Source organism: Actinomycetospora soli (assembly GCF_021026295.1).
In the GTDB taxonomy this organism is placed as follows: Bacteria; Actinomycetota; Actinomycetes; order Mycobacteriales; family Pseudonocardiaceae; genus Actinomycetospora; species Actinomycetospora soli.
Genome location: NZ_JAJNDA010000027.1, coordinates 39,001 through 53,203, shown reverse-complemented (window position 1 = coordinate 53,203; position 14,203 = coordinate 39,001). Strand labels below are relative to the sequence as shown.

10 protein-coding genes, 2 tRNA genes and 1 rRNA gene are annotated in these 14,203 nt (G+C 73.7%); 8 read left to right on the top strand and 5 right to left on the bottom strand.

What is annotated here, in order from left to right:
* Together LN037_RS28370 and LN037_RS28365 are read right to left on the bottom strand one after the other, a co-directional pair.
* Positions 1 to 64, bottom strand: a 16S ribosomal RNA gene (locus tag LN037_RS28370); the annotation flags it as partial.
* A gap of 422 nt (positions 65 to 486) precedes the next feature.
* The gene (locus tag LN037_RS28365) at positions 487 to 2,397 is read right to left on the bottom strand and encodes a bifunctional copper resistance protein CopD/cytochrome c oxidase assembly protein (protein ID WP_230759796.1); all 1,911 of its coding nucleotides are present in this window, start codon (positions 2,395 to 2,397) and stop codon (positions 487 to 489) included.
* Between the two features lie 72 nt (positions 2,398 to 2,469).
* Between LN037_RS28365 and LN037_RS28360 the strand changes: the two genes are divergently transcribed.
* From LN037_RS28360 to LN037_RS32970, 3 genes are all read left to right on the top strand, one after another.
* Positions 2,470 to 2,546 (top strand) — tRNA-Arg (locus LN037_RS28360).
* A 304-nt stretch (positions 2,547 to 2,850) separates the two neighbouring features.
* The gene (locus LN037_RS28355; RefSeq protein ID WP_230759794.1) at positions 2,851 to 3,459 is read left to right on the top strand and encodes an alpha/beta fold hydrolase; all 609 of its coding nucleotides are present in this window, start codon (positions 2,851 to 2,853) and stop codon (positions 3,457 to 3,459) included.
* Positions 3,460 to 3,632: 173 nt separating this feature from the next.
* Positions 3,633 to 3,767 carry a hypothetical protein gene (locus LN037_RS32970; RefSeq protein ID WP_255695151.1) on the top strand — a complete coding sequence of 45 codons (135 nt, stop codon included), beginning with the start codon at positions 3,633 to 3,635 and terminating at the stop codon, positions 3,765 to 3,767.
* Here the strand turns inward: LN037_RS32970 and LN037_RS28350 are convergent.
* The gene (locus LN037_RS28350; RefSeq protein ID WP_230759793.1) at positions 3,716 to 4,570 is read right to left on the bottom strand and encodes an NAD-dependent epimerase/dehydratase family protein; all 855 of its coding nucleotides are present in this window, start codon (positions 4,568 to 4,570) and stop codon (positions 3,716 to 3,718) included. The two genes, LN037_RS32970 and LN037_RS28350, sit on opposite strands and share 52 nt — an antisense overlap.
* Before the next feature lie 57 nt (positions 4,571 to 4,627).
* On the opposite strand from LN037_RS28350, the gene LN037_RS28345 reads away from it, so the two are divergent.
* Both LN037_RS28345 and LN037_RS28340 read left to right on the top strand, forming a co-directional pair.
* The gene (locus LN037_RS28345; RefSeq protein WP_230759791.1) at positions 4,628 to 5,056 is read left to right on the top strand and encodes a nucleoside 2-deoxyribosyltransferase; all 429 of its coding nucleotides are present in this window, start codon (positions 4,628 to 4,630) and stop codon (positions 5,054 to 5,056) included.
* Between the two features lie 97 nt (positions 5,057 to 5,153).
* Entirely contained in the window at positions 5,154 to 6,584 is a 1,431-nt protein-coding gene (locus LN037_RS28340; RefSeq protein ID WP_230759789.1) for a WS/DGAT/MGAT family O-acyltransferase, read from the top strand.
* On the opposite strand, the gene LN037_RS28335 is transcribed toward LN037_RS28340, so the two are convergent.
* Both LN037_RS28335 and LN037_RS28330 read right to left on the bottom strand, forming a co-directional pair.
* On the bottom strand, positions 6,581 to 8,071 hold the full coding sequence (locus tag LN037_RS28335; protein WP_230759787.1) for a gluconokinase: 1,491 nt from the start codon (positions 8,069 to 8,071) through the stop codon (positions 6,581 to 6,583). The two genes, LN037_RS28340 and LN037_RS28335, sit on opposite strands and share 4 nt — an antisense overlap.
* On the bottom strand, positions 8,064 to 9,530 hold the full coding sequence (locus tag LN037_RS28330; protein WP_230759785.1) for a GntT/GntP/DsdX family permease: 1,467 nt from the start codon (positions 9,528 to 9,530) through the stop codon (positions 8,064 to 8,066). The genes LN037_RS28335 and LN037_RS28330 overlap by 8 nt, the downstream gene beginning before the upstream one ends.
* 143 nt (positions 9,531 to 9,673) lie before the next feature.
* Here LN037_RS28330 and LN037_RS28325 point away from each other — a divergent pair.
* The 3 genes from LN037_RS28325 to LN037_RS28315 all read left to right on the top strand — a co-directional run bounded on the left by LN037_RS28325 (position 9,674) and on the right by LN037_RS28315 (position 14,197).
* Positions 9,674 to 9,769, top strand: a tRNA-Sec gene (locus tag LN037_RS28325).
* Between the two features lie 59 nt (positions 9,770 to 9,828).
* Positions 9,829 to 13,065: a formate dehydrogenase gene (fdh, locus tag LN037_RS28320; RefSeq protein WP_230759783.1), complete on the top strand. Its 3,237-nt coding sequence runs from the start codon at positions 9,829 to 9,831 to the stop codon at positions 13,063 to 13,065.
* Positions 13,066 to 13,099: 34 nt separating this feature from the next.
* Positions 13,100 to 14,197, top strand: coding sequence for a 4Fe-4S dicluster domain-containing protein (locus tag LN037_RS28315; protein ID WP_230759780.1), 1,098 nt, complete (start codon positions 13,100 to 13,102; stop codon positions 14,195 to 14,197).
* Positions 14,198 to 14,203 lie beyond the last annotated feature (6 nt).

Below are 14,203 nucleotides of genomic sequence, written 5' to 3'. Positions count from 1 at the left end.
CGACTTGCATGTGTTAAGCACGCCGCCAGCGTTCGTCCTGAGCCAGGATCAAACTCTCCAACAAAAAACGTTAGAGACCAATCAAGACCTCTGACAAAAACTAGCTACTCAAAGAAACCCCAAAAAATATTTGGGGCCAGAACACAAAACGTCAGCACACTGTTGAGTTCTCAAAGGACGACCACACGCGTTTCTAACCAGCCGATTTCCCGGCGGTTTCCTTCGCGGTGTTTCCCACTGTACCGGAAGCGATTCGGGCCCGTTCCCGGGGGGTCGACCCCCGGCGCGGCCCGCCCGAAGGCGACCGGTGAGGCAGTCCGTTCCCCGGCTCGGAGCCGGCGGAGCGCCTCTGTCTTCGACTGTACCGGACCCGGAGGAGAGCTCCTCATCGTCGATCCGCTCTCCCGGCCGGCCGCTCGGCGTCCGTTCCCCGGGAGCGATGAGAACACTACGCCCCGCCGAAACGGCCCGTTCACCGGGGGTCGGTCAACGCGAAACCTGCACGTCGGAGCGGGTGCGGGCCACGACGAGGAGTGCGAGCAGCGGAACCACCGCCGCGCCGAGGACGAACCCACCCGCGGTCTGGTCGACGGCACGGTCCACGAACGGGAGCGCGAGCTGGCGCCAGTGGTCGGCCCCGACGACGCGGGACGACGTGGCCACGGTCACCGCGAGCGCGACCTGTCCGACGACGGCCACGGCGACCATGCCCACCCGGGCGCGTACCGGGAGGGTCGCGTTCGCGACGACCCGCGCGAACAGACACCCGGCGGCCAGTGCCCCGACCGTCATCGTCAGGTGGCCCACGTGCTCGGGGACCAGGGCGTCGAACAGCCCGCCGGCGTCGAGCACCCAGCCCGTGCCGACGAGGACGACGGTCGCCACCACCGGGGCCGTCGCCCACCGACCCACCCGCGAGCGCCGCAGCGCCGGGAGCCACTCCCCCGGGCCGGGCAGCTCGTCGGTCCCGGGCGGCCGGACCGCCCGCAGCAGGGCCACCGGGCGGCCGAGCACCCAGGCCGGCGCGACCACGAACGCGACGAGGACCTGCTGGATCATGTGCACGCTGAGCTGCGCCGGTGCGTAGGCGCCGATCCCGCTCGACGTCGCGAGGAGCAGGACGGCACACCCCACGAGCCAGGAGGCCGTCCGCCGTCCGGCCCACACCGCACCGCGGGCACACAGCCGGCGCACCCCGGCGAGGTATCCGAGCGCGGCGACCACCGCGGCGGTTCCCAGCAGCAGATCCGGTCGGGCGTCCATCACCAGGCCGACCAGGTCGAGCGGCCGGTCCAGCGAGTACCCGAGCAGTGCCTCGACCCGGCTCGGCAGCGGCGTCGTCATCTCCGGCGGCGGCGTCCGCCCGAGGGCGACCGCCACGCCCACCGTCGCGAACATGATCAGGACCTCGACGCCGCCCAGGCGTACGAGCGCCGAGCGCGAGCCGGCCGCGACGTCGGGCAGCGTCCGCGTGCGGTGCGCGGCTCCGAAGACACCGAGCACGACGAGGCCCGCGACCTTCGCCAGCAGCAGCAGGCCGTAGGTGCTCACGAGGAGATCGGCCGGGTTCACCCGGAGCAGGGCGTTCACGGTCCCGGAGAGCGCGAGGACCACCCAGCACCAGAAGGCCGTCGTCGAGAACCGTCCCAGGGCCGTCGGGAGGTCGGCTCCTCCCACGACGGCGTGCACGAGCACCGCGAGCAGTCCCCCGACCCAGAGCGCCGCCGCGACCACGTGCAGCGCGAGGCTGTTCATGGCCACGTCGTGGGCCGTGCCGGTCCCCGAGTGGCCACCGAACGCCGCCGGGAGCACCCCGAGGACGGCCAGCGCGAAGGCGCCCACCGCCGCGTGCCAGGACAGGGCGAGACGCGCGACGAGCGCGCAGCACACGGCCACACCCGCCGTCAGGAACCAGATGCGGGCCGCCGGGAGGCCGCCGAGGGACTCGGTCAGCGTGCTCGTCGTCAGGACTGCCGAGAGCGGGCGCGCGAAGGCGTCCGCGATCGCGAAGATCCCGGTGACCAGGGCCCCGCCGGCCCAGGCCGCGGCGGACCAGGAGGCGACGCGCACCGCGCGGTAGCCGTCCGCGGCGAGCCACCCGAGCCCGCGGGGCGGGACGAGGAAGGCCGCGAGGAGCAGGGCGCCGACGGTGACGACGGCGGCCGACTCGGTGAGCGCCCGCACCACCGGGAGGCCGTAGGTGACGACGGGCCCCGGGTCGGGCAGGCCGAGGCGGGCGTAGGTCTCCGCCCCGGACAGTGCGGTGAGCGCGAGGGCCACGACGGCGGCCACGGCCGCGCCGGGCAGGGCCTGGGAGAACACGGCCGACGCGGTGGACGGGCGCCGGTCCGCGGGGTCGGTGGGCACCGCGGCGTCGCGCGTGCTCGGTCGGGCCACGCCACCAGGGTAGGTGCCGCCTCGGGCAGCGGCTGCGATCCGGGCCACCCCGACTACGCTGGTCGCGGGTCGGCCCCCGTAGCTCAGCTGGACAGAGCAAGGCCCTTCTAATGCCAAGGTCGCAGGTTCGAGTCCTGCCGGGGGCGCCACGGTGGAGGGTGCGGGCATGCACACGGTGCGGGCGGGCGTCCTCGAGGTCGCCTTCCTCGACGACGGTCCGGTCGACGGGTGGCCCGTGGTGCTCACCCACGGCTTCCCCTACGACGTCCACGCCTACGACGAGGTCGTCCCGCTGCTGACCGCGCGGGGCGCCCGCGTCGTCCGGCCCTGGCTGCGGGGCCACGGCCCGACGCGCTTCCGGTTCCCGACGACGCCGCGCAGCGGGCAGCAGGCCGCGCGCTCGGCTCCGACCTGCTCGCCCTGCTCGACGCGCTGTCGCTCGACGCACCGGTCGTGGCCGGCTACGACTGGGGCGGCCTCGCCTCCTGCGTGCTCGCCGCGCTCCGACCCGACCGGGTCGCGGGCCTGGTGGCCCTGGGCGGCTACGACGTCATCGACGTCGCGGCCCAACGCCGGCCGCAGGCCCCGGGCCTCGAGCACGCCGTCTGGTACCAGCACCTGCTGCAGTCCGAGCGGGGTCGCGCTGTACTGGAGACCCACCGGCGGGAGCTCTGCCGGATGCTGTGGCACCAGTGGTCGCCCCGCTGGCGGTTCGACGACGCCCTCTTCGCGCGCACCGCCGAGGCGTTCGACAACCCCGACTTCGTCGACGTCGTGGCCCACGCCTACCGCCACGCCCTCGGCAACGCTGCCGGCGACCCCGCCTACGAGGCGCTGGAGGCCACGCTGGCCGCACGTCCGCCGATCACCGTCCCCGCCGTGACGGTCGACGGCACGGACGATCCCCTCAAGCCCGGCGGTACCGCCGACCACGCCGGGATGTTCACGGGCCGCCACGAGCACCGCGTCGTCGACGTCGGCCACGCCCTGCCCTACGAGGCACCGGCCGCGTTCGCCGACGCCATGCTGAGGGTGCGCGCCTGGACGACGTCCGCCGGCTGAACCCGTCCCTCAGGGGCCGACGAGGTCGGTGAGGATGCGCCGCAGTTCCTGCCGGTCGCCCGGGGAGATGCGCGTCAGGCGCCGGTCGAACTCGGCCGCCAGCACCGCGAGCGCCCGGTCCCGCGTGGTCCGGCCTGCGGCTCTGGGAGCTCGCCCCGAACCCCGTCGACCTCATGGTGGTCGAGGGCGCGGGCCACTACGAGATGTACGACGAGCCCGCGTACGTCGATGCCGCGGTCGCCCGGCTCGCGACCTTCTACGCCGAGTACCTCGGGAGCGACGTCCAGGCGTCCGCCACGATGCGCTGAGGGTCCGAGCGGTGGGGTCGCCAGCCGAGGTCGTCGGCGATCCGCGACGGGTCGGCGACGAGCCGGGCGGGTTCGGCGACGGCGGGCCCGTGCTCGACCGGGACGGGCACCCCGGTCACGCGCCCCACGACGTCCACGAGGTCGGCCAGCGCCGTGCCCCGCCCCGATCCCACCGTGTACGCCCGCCACGTCCCCGCCTCGGCCGCGTCGACCGCGGCGACGAACGCGTCGGCCAGGTCGGCGACGTGGAGGTAGTCGCGGACCGCCGAGCCGTCGCCGTGCACCGTGAACGGGCGTCCGGAGAGCAGGGCCGGGAGCACGCGGGAGGTGTCGGGGTCGCCCGGGCCGGCCACGTTGAAGGCCCGGAGGCTCACGACGCCGGGTCCTCCCGCGGCGGCGAGGTCGCGCGCCAGGAGGTCGGCGGCGAGCTTGCTCGCGGCGTAGGGACTGGCGGGGTCGAGCGGCGCGTCGGGGCCGATCGGGGTGTCGGCGGTCGCGTGCACCGCCGCGGTCGAGGCGAGGACGACCCGGGTCGCGGGTGAGCAGGCCGCGAGCACGTGGCGCGTCCCGTCGAGGTTCGTCCGCCAGTACGACGACGGGTCCCGGCGGGACTCGCGCACGCGCACCCGGGCCGCGAGGTGGCAGACGACGTCCGCACCCGCGACCGCCCGCGTGACCGCGGTCGGATCGGTGACGTCGAGGGCCGCGCGGTCGAGTGAGGACACCGCGTGACCCGCCGTCGAGAAGGCCCGGGCGACGTGGCCCCCGACGAAACCGCCCGCTCCCGTGATTACGACGCGCATGCCGGCTCTCCTGCCACTGGATGACAGCGACGACGCCTCGCTGCCAGCGTGGTCCGCATGATCGCCTACGTCGCCAGTCCCTACGGGTTCGCCGAGTCCACGCGCCCCTTCTACGAGGAGCACCTGCTGCCCCTCGTCCGGCGGCACGTCGACGTGATCGACCCGTGGACGGTCGACCTGCCGACCGGGGACGACCGCTGGCTCGCGCTCGGCGACGTCCACCTGGCGTCGATCGCGGAGCGCGCCGACCTGGTCGTCGCGTGCCTGGACCAGGAGCCGCCGGACAACGGCACGGTGGTCGAGGTCGCGTGGGCGGCGGCGCACGGGAAGCCCGTGCTCGCCTACCGCAACGACCTGCGCCAGGGCGGCGAGGAGGGGCTGCGCTACAACCTCATGATCGGCGCCGCGGTGCGACGCAGCGGCGGCGTCGAGGTCGGCACGCTGGCCGAGCTGGAGGCGGCCCTGGCCCGTTTGGTCGCCCCGTGAGACGGGCATCACGAAGATCGCGGTGGGGGCGGCGTCATCCGCGGGTCGCGCGACGCGTCCTTCCCTGCACAGGAACCGCGGCGGGAGGATGGGCAGCATGGGTGTGATGTCGTTCCGGGACTCGATGTTCCTGCTCGCCGAGTCCCGGGAGCACCCGACCCACGTGGGGTCCCTGCTGCTCTTCGACCGACCCGAGGACGCGGGTCCGGACTTCCTGGGGGACCTGCACCGTCGGCTCGTCTCCTCGCACGACGTCGCGAAGCCGTTCGCGCGCAAGGCGGTGCGCAGCGTCGGCACGCTCGGGCAGTGGGCCTGGGAGGACGACGACGACCTCGACATCGAGTACCACGTCCGCCTCTCGGCGCTGCCGAAGCCGGGACGCATCCGCGAGCTGCTCGAGCTGGTCTCCCGCCTGCACGGTTCGCTGCTCGACCGGCACCGGCCCCTGTGGGAGTTCCACCTCATCGAGGGCGTGGAGGGCGACCGCTTCGCCGCCTACTTCAAGTTCCACCACGCGATGATGGACGGCGTCACCGGGGTGAAGCACCTGCAGAAGACGCTCTCCACCGACCCCGAGGACCTCGACACTCCCCCGTTCTGGCAGGTCGACCCGCGGCCGCGGCGCACGAAGCCCTCGACCGAGGTCGCGACCCGCTCGCCGGGCGTGCTGGACCGCATCGGGGCGACGGTGACCGAGGGCGCCCGCACGGTCGGCTCGGCGATCGCCGACACCGTGCGCACCACGAACTCCGCGCTGGGCGTCGCACCGGCCCTGGCCAACGCGTTCTACGACGGGCTCGCCCACCGCGACACCGCGCTGCCCTTCGAGGCACCGCACAGCATGCTCAACGTGCCGATCACCGGCGCCCGGCGCTTCGCGGCGGAGTCCTGGCCGCTCAAGCGCATCCAGCGGGTGCGGGAGCGCACGGGATCGACGGTCAACGACATCGTCCTCGCGATGTGCTCCGGCGCGCTGCGCCGCTACATGGCCGAGCTCGACGAGCTGCCGGACCGCTCCCTGGTCGCCGCCCTGCCCGTCTCGCTGGGCTCCACCGGCTTCGGCAACCAGCTCGGCGCGATCCTCGTGACCCTCGCGACCGACGAGCCCGACCCCGGCGTCCGGCTCGAGCGCATCAAGGCCTCCGGCAAGGCCGCGAAGAGCAACCTCGACCAGCGCGACCCGATGGCGGTCGCCGCCCTGTCGCTGGCCGTCGCGGCGCCGCTGCCACTCGGCACGGTCCCCGGGCTCTCGTCGGTGATCAACCCCGGCTTCAACGTCATCATCTCGAACGTGCCCGGGCCGAAGTCGCCGCTGTACTGGGAGGGCGCGAAGCTCTCCGGCATCTACCCGGTGTCGATCCCGCTCGACGGCCAGGCGCTGAACATGACCGTCGTGTCCTACGCCGACAACATGGAGTTCGGCCTCACCGGCGACCGGCGCGCGGTGCCGAGCCTGCAGAAGCTGCTCGGCTACCTCGAGGAGTCGCTGGTCGAGCTGGAGGACGTCGCGGACGCGGCCGACTCCTAGGAGCCGCCGGCGCGCAGCTCGCCGACCACGTCGGCGAGCTGGTCGTGCACCCGCTCCACCACGTCCCGGCGACGGGTGTGACCGGCCGCGGCGGGCCCCGGCTCGAGGGTCTCGGCGATCGTGACGTGGTCCGCGGCGTCCGCGAGCGCCTCCGCCGTGTCCGCGAGCAGACCGACGCCCTGCATCCCGAGCAGGGCGGCGCCGTGCGCGGAGCCCTGGTGGCCCTCGGCGAACCCGACCGGGACACCGAGCACGTCGGCCAGCAGCTGCCGCCAGAAGGCGCTGCGCGCGAACCCGCCGGTCGCCCGGACCTCCTCGACCGCCATGCCCGCGTCGCGCACCGAGTCCAGCACGAGCCGCAGCTGCAGGCAGACGCCCTCGAGCAGCGCACGCGTCAGGTGCCCGCGGCCGTGGGCGCGCTGCAGGTTGAGGAACGTCCCGCCGAGCCCGCCGTCCCAGCGCGGGGCGCGTTCGGCCAGCAGGTGCGGGACGGCGAGCAGCCCCGCCGCGCCGGGCGGGGTGGCCGCGGCCTCGTCGAGCAGGGTGTCGGCGTCCGCGCCGAACGTCTCCGTGGCCCAGTCGAGGACCACGCCGCCGTTGGTGACGGCGCCACCGACGGTCCATCGGTCCCGGGTCAGTGCGTAGCAGAACAGCCGTCCCCGCGGGTCCACCGCGGGCCGGTCGACGGTCAGGCGCAGCGCCCCGCTCGTGCCGATCGAGCAGGCCAGGACGCCGGGCCGGATCGCCCCGAGGCCCAGGTTCGCCAGCGGTCCGTCGCCCGCGCCGGCCACGAGGGGCGTTCCCGACGGCAGGTCCCACTCCCGCGCCGTGGCCGCGGTCAGGTTCCCGACGACCGCGGTGGTGTCGACGATCGGGTCGAGGCGGTCCCGGGCGAGCCCGGCGAGGTCGAGGGCCTCGTCGTCCCAGCTCCGGCCCACGAGGTCCATGAGGCCGGTGCCCGAGGCGCAGGACGCGTCGGCGGCCCGGTGACCGGTCGCGCGCCCGAGCACGAACTCCTTCACCCCGCCCCACCGGGCGGGCGCCGCGTGCAGGCTCGGCCGGTCCCGGCGCAGCCAGGCGAGCTTCACCAGCGGGCTCATCGAGTGGATCGGCGTGCCGGTGCGGCGGTGCAGGTCCAGGGCGCCGTCGCGGCGGCGCAGCTCGGTGGCCACGCCGGCCGCCCGCGCGTCGGCCCACGTCAGCAGCGGCCCGACCGGGTCGCCGGCGTCGTCGACCCCGAGCAGCCCGTGCATCGCCGCCGAGAATGCGATCGCGGCGGGGCGGGTGCCGCCGGCCGCGTCGCGCACGGCGTCGCCGACCGCCTCCCAGATGGTCTCCGGGTCCTGCACCGCCGCGCCCGGCTCGGGCTCGGCGAGCGGGTAGCCGCGGTCGCCCTCCCCCAGCACGGCACCCGTCGTCGTGACCAGGACCGCCTTGGTGGAGGTGGTGCCGACGTCGATCGCGAGGACGGTCTCGTCCTCAGACAACGAGGCTCGCCGCCAGCACCGCGAGGAGCCCGACGACGGACACGAGGGTCTCCATCACCGACCAGGTCCGGAACGTGTCGCGTACCGACATGCCGAAATACTCGCGGACGAGCCAGAACCCCGCGTCGTTGACGTGCGAGAAGAACACCGACCCGGCGCCGATCGCGAGGGCGGCGAGGACGGGCGAGGCGGACGGCTCGGCCGCGAGGACCGGCGCGACGATGCCCGCGGCGGTGACGGTCGCGACGGTGGCCGAGCCGGTGGCCAGGCGGATGAGCACCGCGACGAACCAGGCCAGCAGGAGCACCGGGATGCCGGCGCCGGTCGCGGCCTTCGCCAGCGAGTCGCCGACCCCGGAGTCGACGAGCACCTGCTTGAACCCGCCGCCCGCGCCGATGATGACGAGGATCGAGGCCGCCGGGACGAGCCCCGCGGCGGCGAGCGAGCTCACCTCGGAACCGGAGAGCCCGCGCCGGAAGCCGAAGGTCCGGGTCGCGAGCAGCAGGGCCAGCAGCAGCGCGACGATCGGCTCGCCGACGAACTCCGCGACCGCCCGCACCGGCGAGCCCTCGGGGGCCGCGACGTCGGCGACCGTGCGCAGGAGCATGAGGACGACCGGCAGCAGGATCGTCGTGAGGGTGGCGGTGAGGCCGGGCGGCGGGTGCTCGGGGGTCTCGGGGATCTCGGCGGCGTCAGCGGTGGCACCCGGCCGACCCTCGGTGTCAGCGGTGGCACCCTGCTGACGTCCGGGGCCGCCCGAGCGCACCAGGGCGGCCGCCGGCTCGGCGTGCGCCCACCGCGAGGCGTAGTGGGCGAAGAGCGGACCGGCCACGGCCACCGTCGGGATCGCGACCACGATGCCGACGAGCAGGGTCTGCCCGAGGTCCGCGCCGAGGGCGTCGACCGCGACCAGGGGTCCCGGGTGCGGCGGCACGAAGGCGTGCAGGGCGGAGAGGCCCGCGAGCGCCGGGATGCCCACCCGCAGGATCGTCGAGCGGCCCTGCTCGTCGCGGCCGCCCTCGTGCCCCCGCTCGCGGTCGAGGCGCACCGCGACGGTGAAGACGATCGGGAGCACGAGCACGACGCCGATCTCGAAGAACAGCGGGATGCCGAGCACCATCGCCAGCAGGGCCACCGCCCACGGCAGCATCCGAGCCCCGGAGCGGCGCAGCAGCGCGTCGGCGAGCAGGTCGGCGCCGCCGGAGTCGGCGAGCAGCTTGCCGAGCATCGTCCCGAGTCCGAGCACGACGCCGACGTCGCCCAGCGTGCCGCCGACCCCGTCGGTGAACGACTCGACCGTGGCCGAGGGGCCGATCCCGGCGACCGGACCGAGGACGAGCGCGCCGACCATGAGGGCCGGGAAGGCGTGCAGCCGCAGCCGTGAGGTGATCAGCACGATCACCAGCACGACCGTCGCCGTCGCGGTGATCACCAGGCGCGTGTCGGTTGCGGTCCACACGGGCGCGGACCTTCCCGATGTGAGGGGCGGGTGAACCCGACGGTGCCGGATCTCCCGGCGCTCGGTGGCTGTGGCGACGCCCTGCTCGCACCCGTGTCGACCCCGCCCTGCGGACGCCCCGGCGGCTACCTAGGCTCGACGGCGGAGGCGTCAGGGTTCCTGGTGGGCCCCGCGGTCTTCAACACCGACGTGGCCGGGTATCTCGGCCAGGCGGGTTCGATTCCCGTCCGCCTCCGCCACACGTTCCCCCTGGTCCCGCGCGGTACCGGGGTCCACCACAGCACGGGAGGTCCACCTCATGGGCGTCCGCACCTGGCTCGGCGAATGGCCGATGTTCCGCCAGGCGACCGGTCCGGATCCGCTCGCCCGCGGAGCCGCGGTGCAGAGCCCGCGCACGAAGGAGCTCGCACCGCGGACCGACGCCGCCGACGAGGTGGTCAAGTCGGTCTGCCCCTACTGCGCCGTGGGGTGCGGGCAGAACATCTACGTGCGCGACGGCCGGGTCACCCAGATCGAGGGCGACCCCGACTCGCCGGTCTCCCGCGGGCGGCTGTGCCCGAAGGGCTCGGCGTCGACGTCCCTCGTGACGAGCCCCAGCCGCGTGACGACGGTGCGCTACCGGCGCCCGTACGGCACCGAGTGGGAGGACCTCGACCTCGACACCGCGGTCGACATGATCGCCGACCGGGTGATCGACGCCCGGCGTCGCGGATGGCAGGACACCGACGACGAGGGCCGCGTCCTGCGGCGCACGCTGGGCTTCTCGAGCCTCGGCGGCGCCACGCTGGACAACGAGGAGAACTACCTCATCAAGAAGCTGTTCATGGCGCTCGGCGCGATCCAGGTGGAGAACCAGGCGCGCATTTGACACAGCGCCACCGTCCCCGGTCTGGGGACCAGCTTCGGCCGCGGAGGGGCCTCGAACTTCCAGCAGGACCTGATCCACTCGGACTGCATCGTCATCGAGGGATCGAACATGGCGGAGGCCCACCCGGTGGGCTTCCAGTGGGTGATGGAGGCGAAGCGCCGCGGCGCCACGATCATCCACGTCGACCCGCGGTTCACGCGCACGTCGGCGGTCGCCGACCTGCACGTGCCGTTCCGCGCGGGCGCCGACATCGCCTTCCTCGGCGGGCTCATCAGCTACGTGCTGGAGAACGAGCTCGACTTCCGGGAGTACGTGCAGGCCTACACCAACGCCGCCGACCTCGTCGGTGAGGACTTCGCCGACACCGAGGACATGGCCGGCGTCTTCTCCGGCTACAACCCGGAGACCGGGCGCTACGACCCGGTGTCCTGGTCGCTCGAGGGCGAGGGCTACAGCGCGCCGGCCGCGGGCCAGCGCGACCACTGGGAGTCCCAGCTGCGCGAGCACCACGCCGCGATGTCCTCGGACACCGCGGGCGCGGCGGGCGACGCGGCGCACGCGACGGGCTCCCCGGAGCGCGACGAGAGCCTGCGCGACCCCCGCTGCGTCTACCAGGTGCTCCGCCGCCACTACGCGCGCTACACGCCCGAGGCGGTCTCGCGGGTGTGCGGCATGGGCGTCGAGCAGTTCCTCCAGGTCGCCCGCGCGATCACGGCGAACTCGGGGCGCGAGCGGACGACGGCCTGGGTGTACTCGGTGGGCTGGACCCACCACAGCGTGGGCGCGCAGTACATCCGCGCGGCGGCGATCCTGCAGACCCTGCTGGGCAACATGGGTCGCCCCGGCGGCGGCATCCTGGCGCTGCGCGGGCACGCGTCCATCCAGGGGTCGACGGACATCCCGACGCTCTACGACCTGCTGCCGGGCTACATCCCGATGCCCAACGCCCACCTGCACTCCGACCTGCAGAGCTTCCTCGACGCCGACGCGGCGAAGACCGGCTTCTGGGGCAACATGGACACCTACCTGGTGTCCCTGCTCAAGGCGTGGTGGGGCGACGCCGCGACGGCGGAGAACGACTTCGCGTTCGACTACCTGCCGCGGCTCACCGGTGACCACGGCACGTACGGGATCGTGCGGGACCAGATCGACCGGAAGACCTTCGGCTACTTCCTCGTCGGCGAGAACCCGGCGATCGGGCACGCCAACGGCAAGATGCAGCGCCTCGGCCTGGCGAACCTGGAGTGGCTCGTCGTCCGGGACATGCAGATGATCGAGTCGGCCACCTTCTGGAAGGACGGGCCGGAGATCGAGACCGGGGAGCTGCGGACCGAGGAGATCGGGACCGAGGTCTTCTTCCTGCCGTGTGCCAACCACACGGAGAAGTCCGGCACGTTCACCAACACGCAGCGGCTGCTGCAGTGGCGCCGCGAGGCGGTGCACCCGCCGGGCGACGCCCGCTCGGAGCTGCACTTCTACTTCCACCTCGGGAAGCGGATCCGCGAGAAGCTCGCCGCCTCGACCGACGAGCGCGACCGCCCGTTGCTCGACCTGACGTGGGACTACCCGACGTTCGGCATCCACTCCGAGCCGGACCCGGAGTCGGTGCTCGCCGAGATCAACGGGTACGACGCCGAGGGTGCCCCGCTGTCCAGCTACACCCAGCTGACGGCGGACGGCTCGACGTCGGCGGGCTGCTGGATCTACACCGGCGTCTACGCCGACGGGGTCAACCAGGCCGACCGGCGCAGGCCGGGCTCGGAGCAGGACTGGGTGGCCGCCGAGTGGGGCTGGGCGTGGCCGGCCAACCGCCGCACGCTCTACAACCGCGCCTCGGCCGACCCCGAGGGCCGGCCCTGGAGCGAGCGCAAGGCCTACGTCTGGTGGGACGAGGAGAACGAGCGCTGGACCGGCCACGACGTCCCCGACTTCGAGGCCACGAAGCCGCCGTCGTTCAAGCCGGAGGAGGGGGCGACCCGCCAGGACGCCCTCGGGGGCACCGACGCGTTCATCATGCAGGCCGACGGCAAGGCGTGGCTCTACGCGCCGGCCGGCATGGCCGACGGGCCGATGCCCACGCACTACGAGCCCGTCGAGTCGCCGGTGGCGAACCTGCTGCACTCCCAGCAGGACAACCCGGCGCTCGAGCGGATCGACCGGGCGTGGAACCGCATCAACCCCGCGCAGAGCGAGGTCTTCCCCTACGTCTTCCTCACCTACCGGCTCACCGAGCACCACACCGCGGGCGGCATGAGCCGCACGCTGCCCTACCTCTCGGAGCTCCAGCCGGAGTTCTTCTGCGAGATCTCCCCGGCGCTGGCCGCCGAGCGGGGTCTCGAGCACATGGGGTGGGCGACGCTGGTCTCGGCGCGCACGGCGATCGAGGCGCGGGTGATGGTGACCGAGCGCATGAAACCCCTGCGGATCGGGGACCGTGAGGTGCACCAGATCGGGCTCCCGTACCACTGGGGCTCGAACGGCATCTCGACCGGCGACCCGGCGAACGACCTGCTGGGCGTCGTGATGGACCCCAACGTGCACATCCAGGAGTCGAAGGTCGCGACCTGCGACATCCAGCCCGGACGTCGACCACGCGGCCCCGAGCTCCTCGAGTACGTCGCCGACTACCGCCGCCGCGCGGGGGTCGAGCCGGGAGGGATCGAGTAGTGACGACGGAGACGAAGCGCAGCGGAGTCCGATCATGACCAACGTCTTCGACGCGTTCTCCGGGACGGCGAACTCGCTCTACGGCGAGCTCCCCGACCCGGCCGCGGACGCGGGCTTCGACCCGTCGCACCCCAAGCGCGTCGGGTTCTTCACCGACACCTCGGTGTGCATCGGGTGCAAGGCCTGCGAGGTCGCCTGCAAGGAGTGGAACCTCGTCCCGGACGACGGGACCGACGCCTCCGACCTCTACCGGCTGACCGGGATGTCCTACGACAACACCGGTGACCTCGGGGCCTCCACCTGGCGGCACGTGGCGTTCATCGAGGACGTCCGGCCGCACGGGTCGGCGACCACGGCCCATGGCGGCGCGTCGACCGCGGACGTCACGACGGGCCACATCCCCAGCGGGCTGCCCGCGCTCGGCGGCGGGGCGCTGCCGAAGGCGCGGGACGCGGCGACCGCGCCGCCCGGCCCGGGGGGTTCGGGCACGGGCACCGTCGACCTGCTGACCCTGCTCCCCGACGCCGGGGCGCACGGCCAGCAGACGCCCGACGACGAGCGCGACGTCCGGTGGCTCATGTCCTCCGACGTCTGCAAGCACTGCACGCACGCCGGGTGCCTCGACAACTGCCCGACCGGCGCGCTGTTCCGCACCGAGTTCGGCACCGTCGTGGTGCAGGACGACATCTGCAACGGCTGCGGGTACTGCGTGCCGTCGTGCCCCTACGGCGTCATCGACGTCCGCGGGTCGGACGGCGGCGCCCACAAGTGCACGCTCTGCTACGACCGGCTGGGCAGCGGGCTCGAGCCCGCGTGCGCGAAGGCCTGCCCGACGAAGTCGATCCAGTTCGGCGACCTCGACGAGCTGCAGGCCGCTGCGGACGCCCGCCTGGCCGAGCTGCACGACCGCGGGGTGAACGAGGCCCGCCTGTACGGCCGCGACGAGAACGACGGCGTCGGCGGCGACGGGGCGTTCTTCCTCCTGCTCGACGAGCCGGAGGTCTACGGCCTGCCGCCGGACCCGATCGTCACGACCCGGGACCTGCCCGAGATGTGGCGCAACGCGGCGCTGACCGCCGTCGGGCTCGGGGTGGCCGCCGTCGCGGCGTTCTGGAAGGGCGGCCGGCGGTGAGCCGAT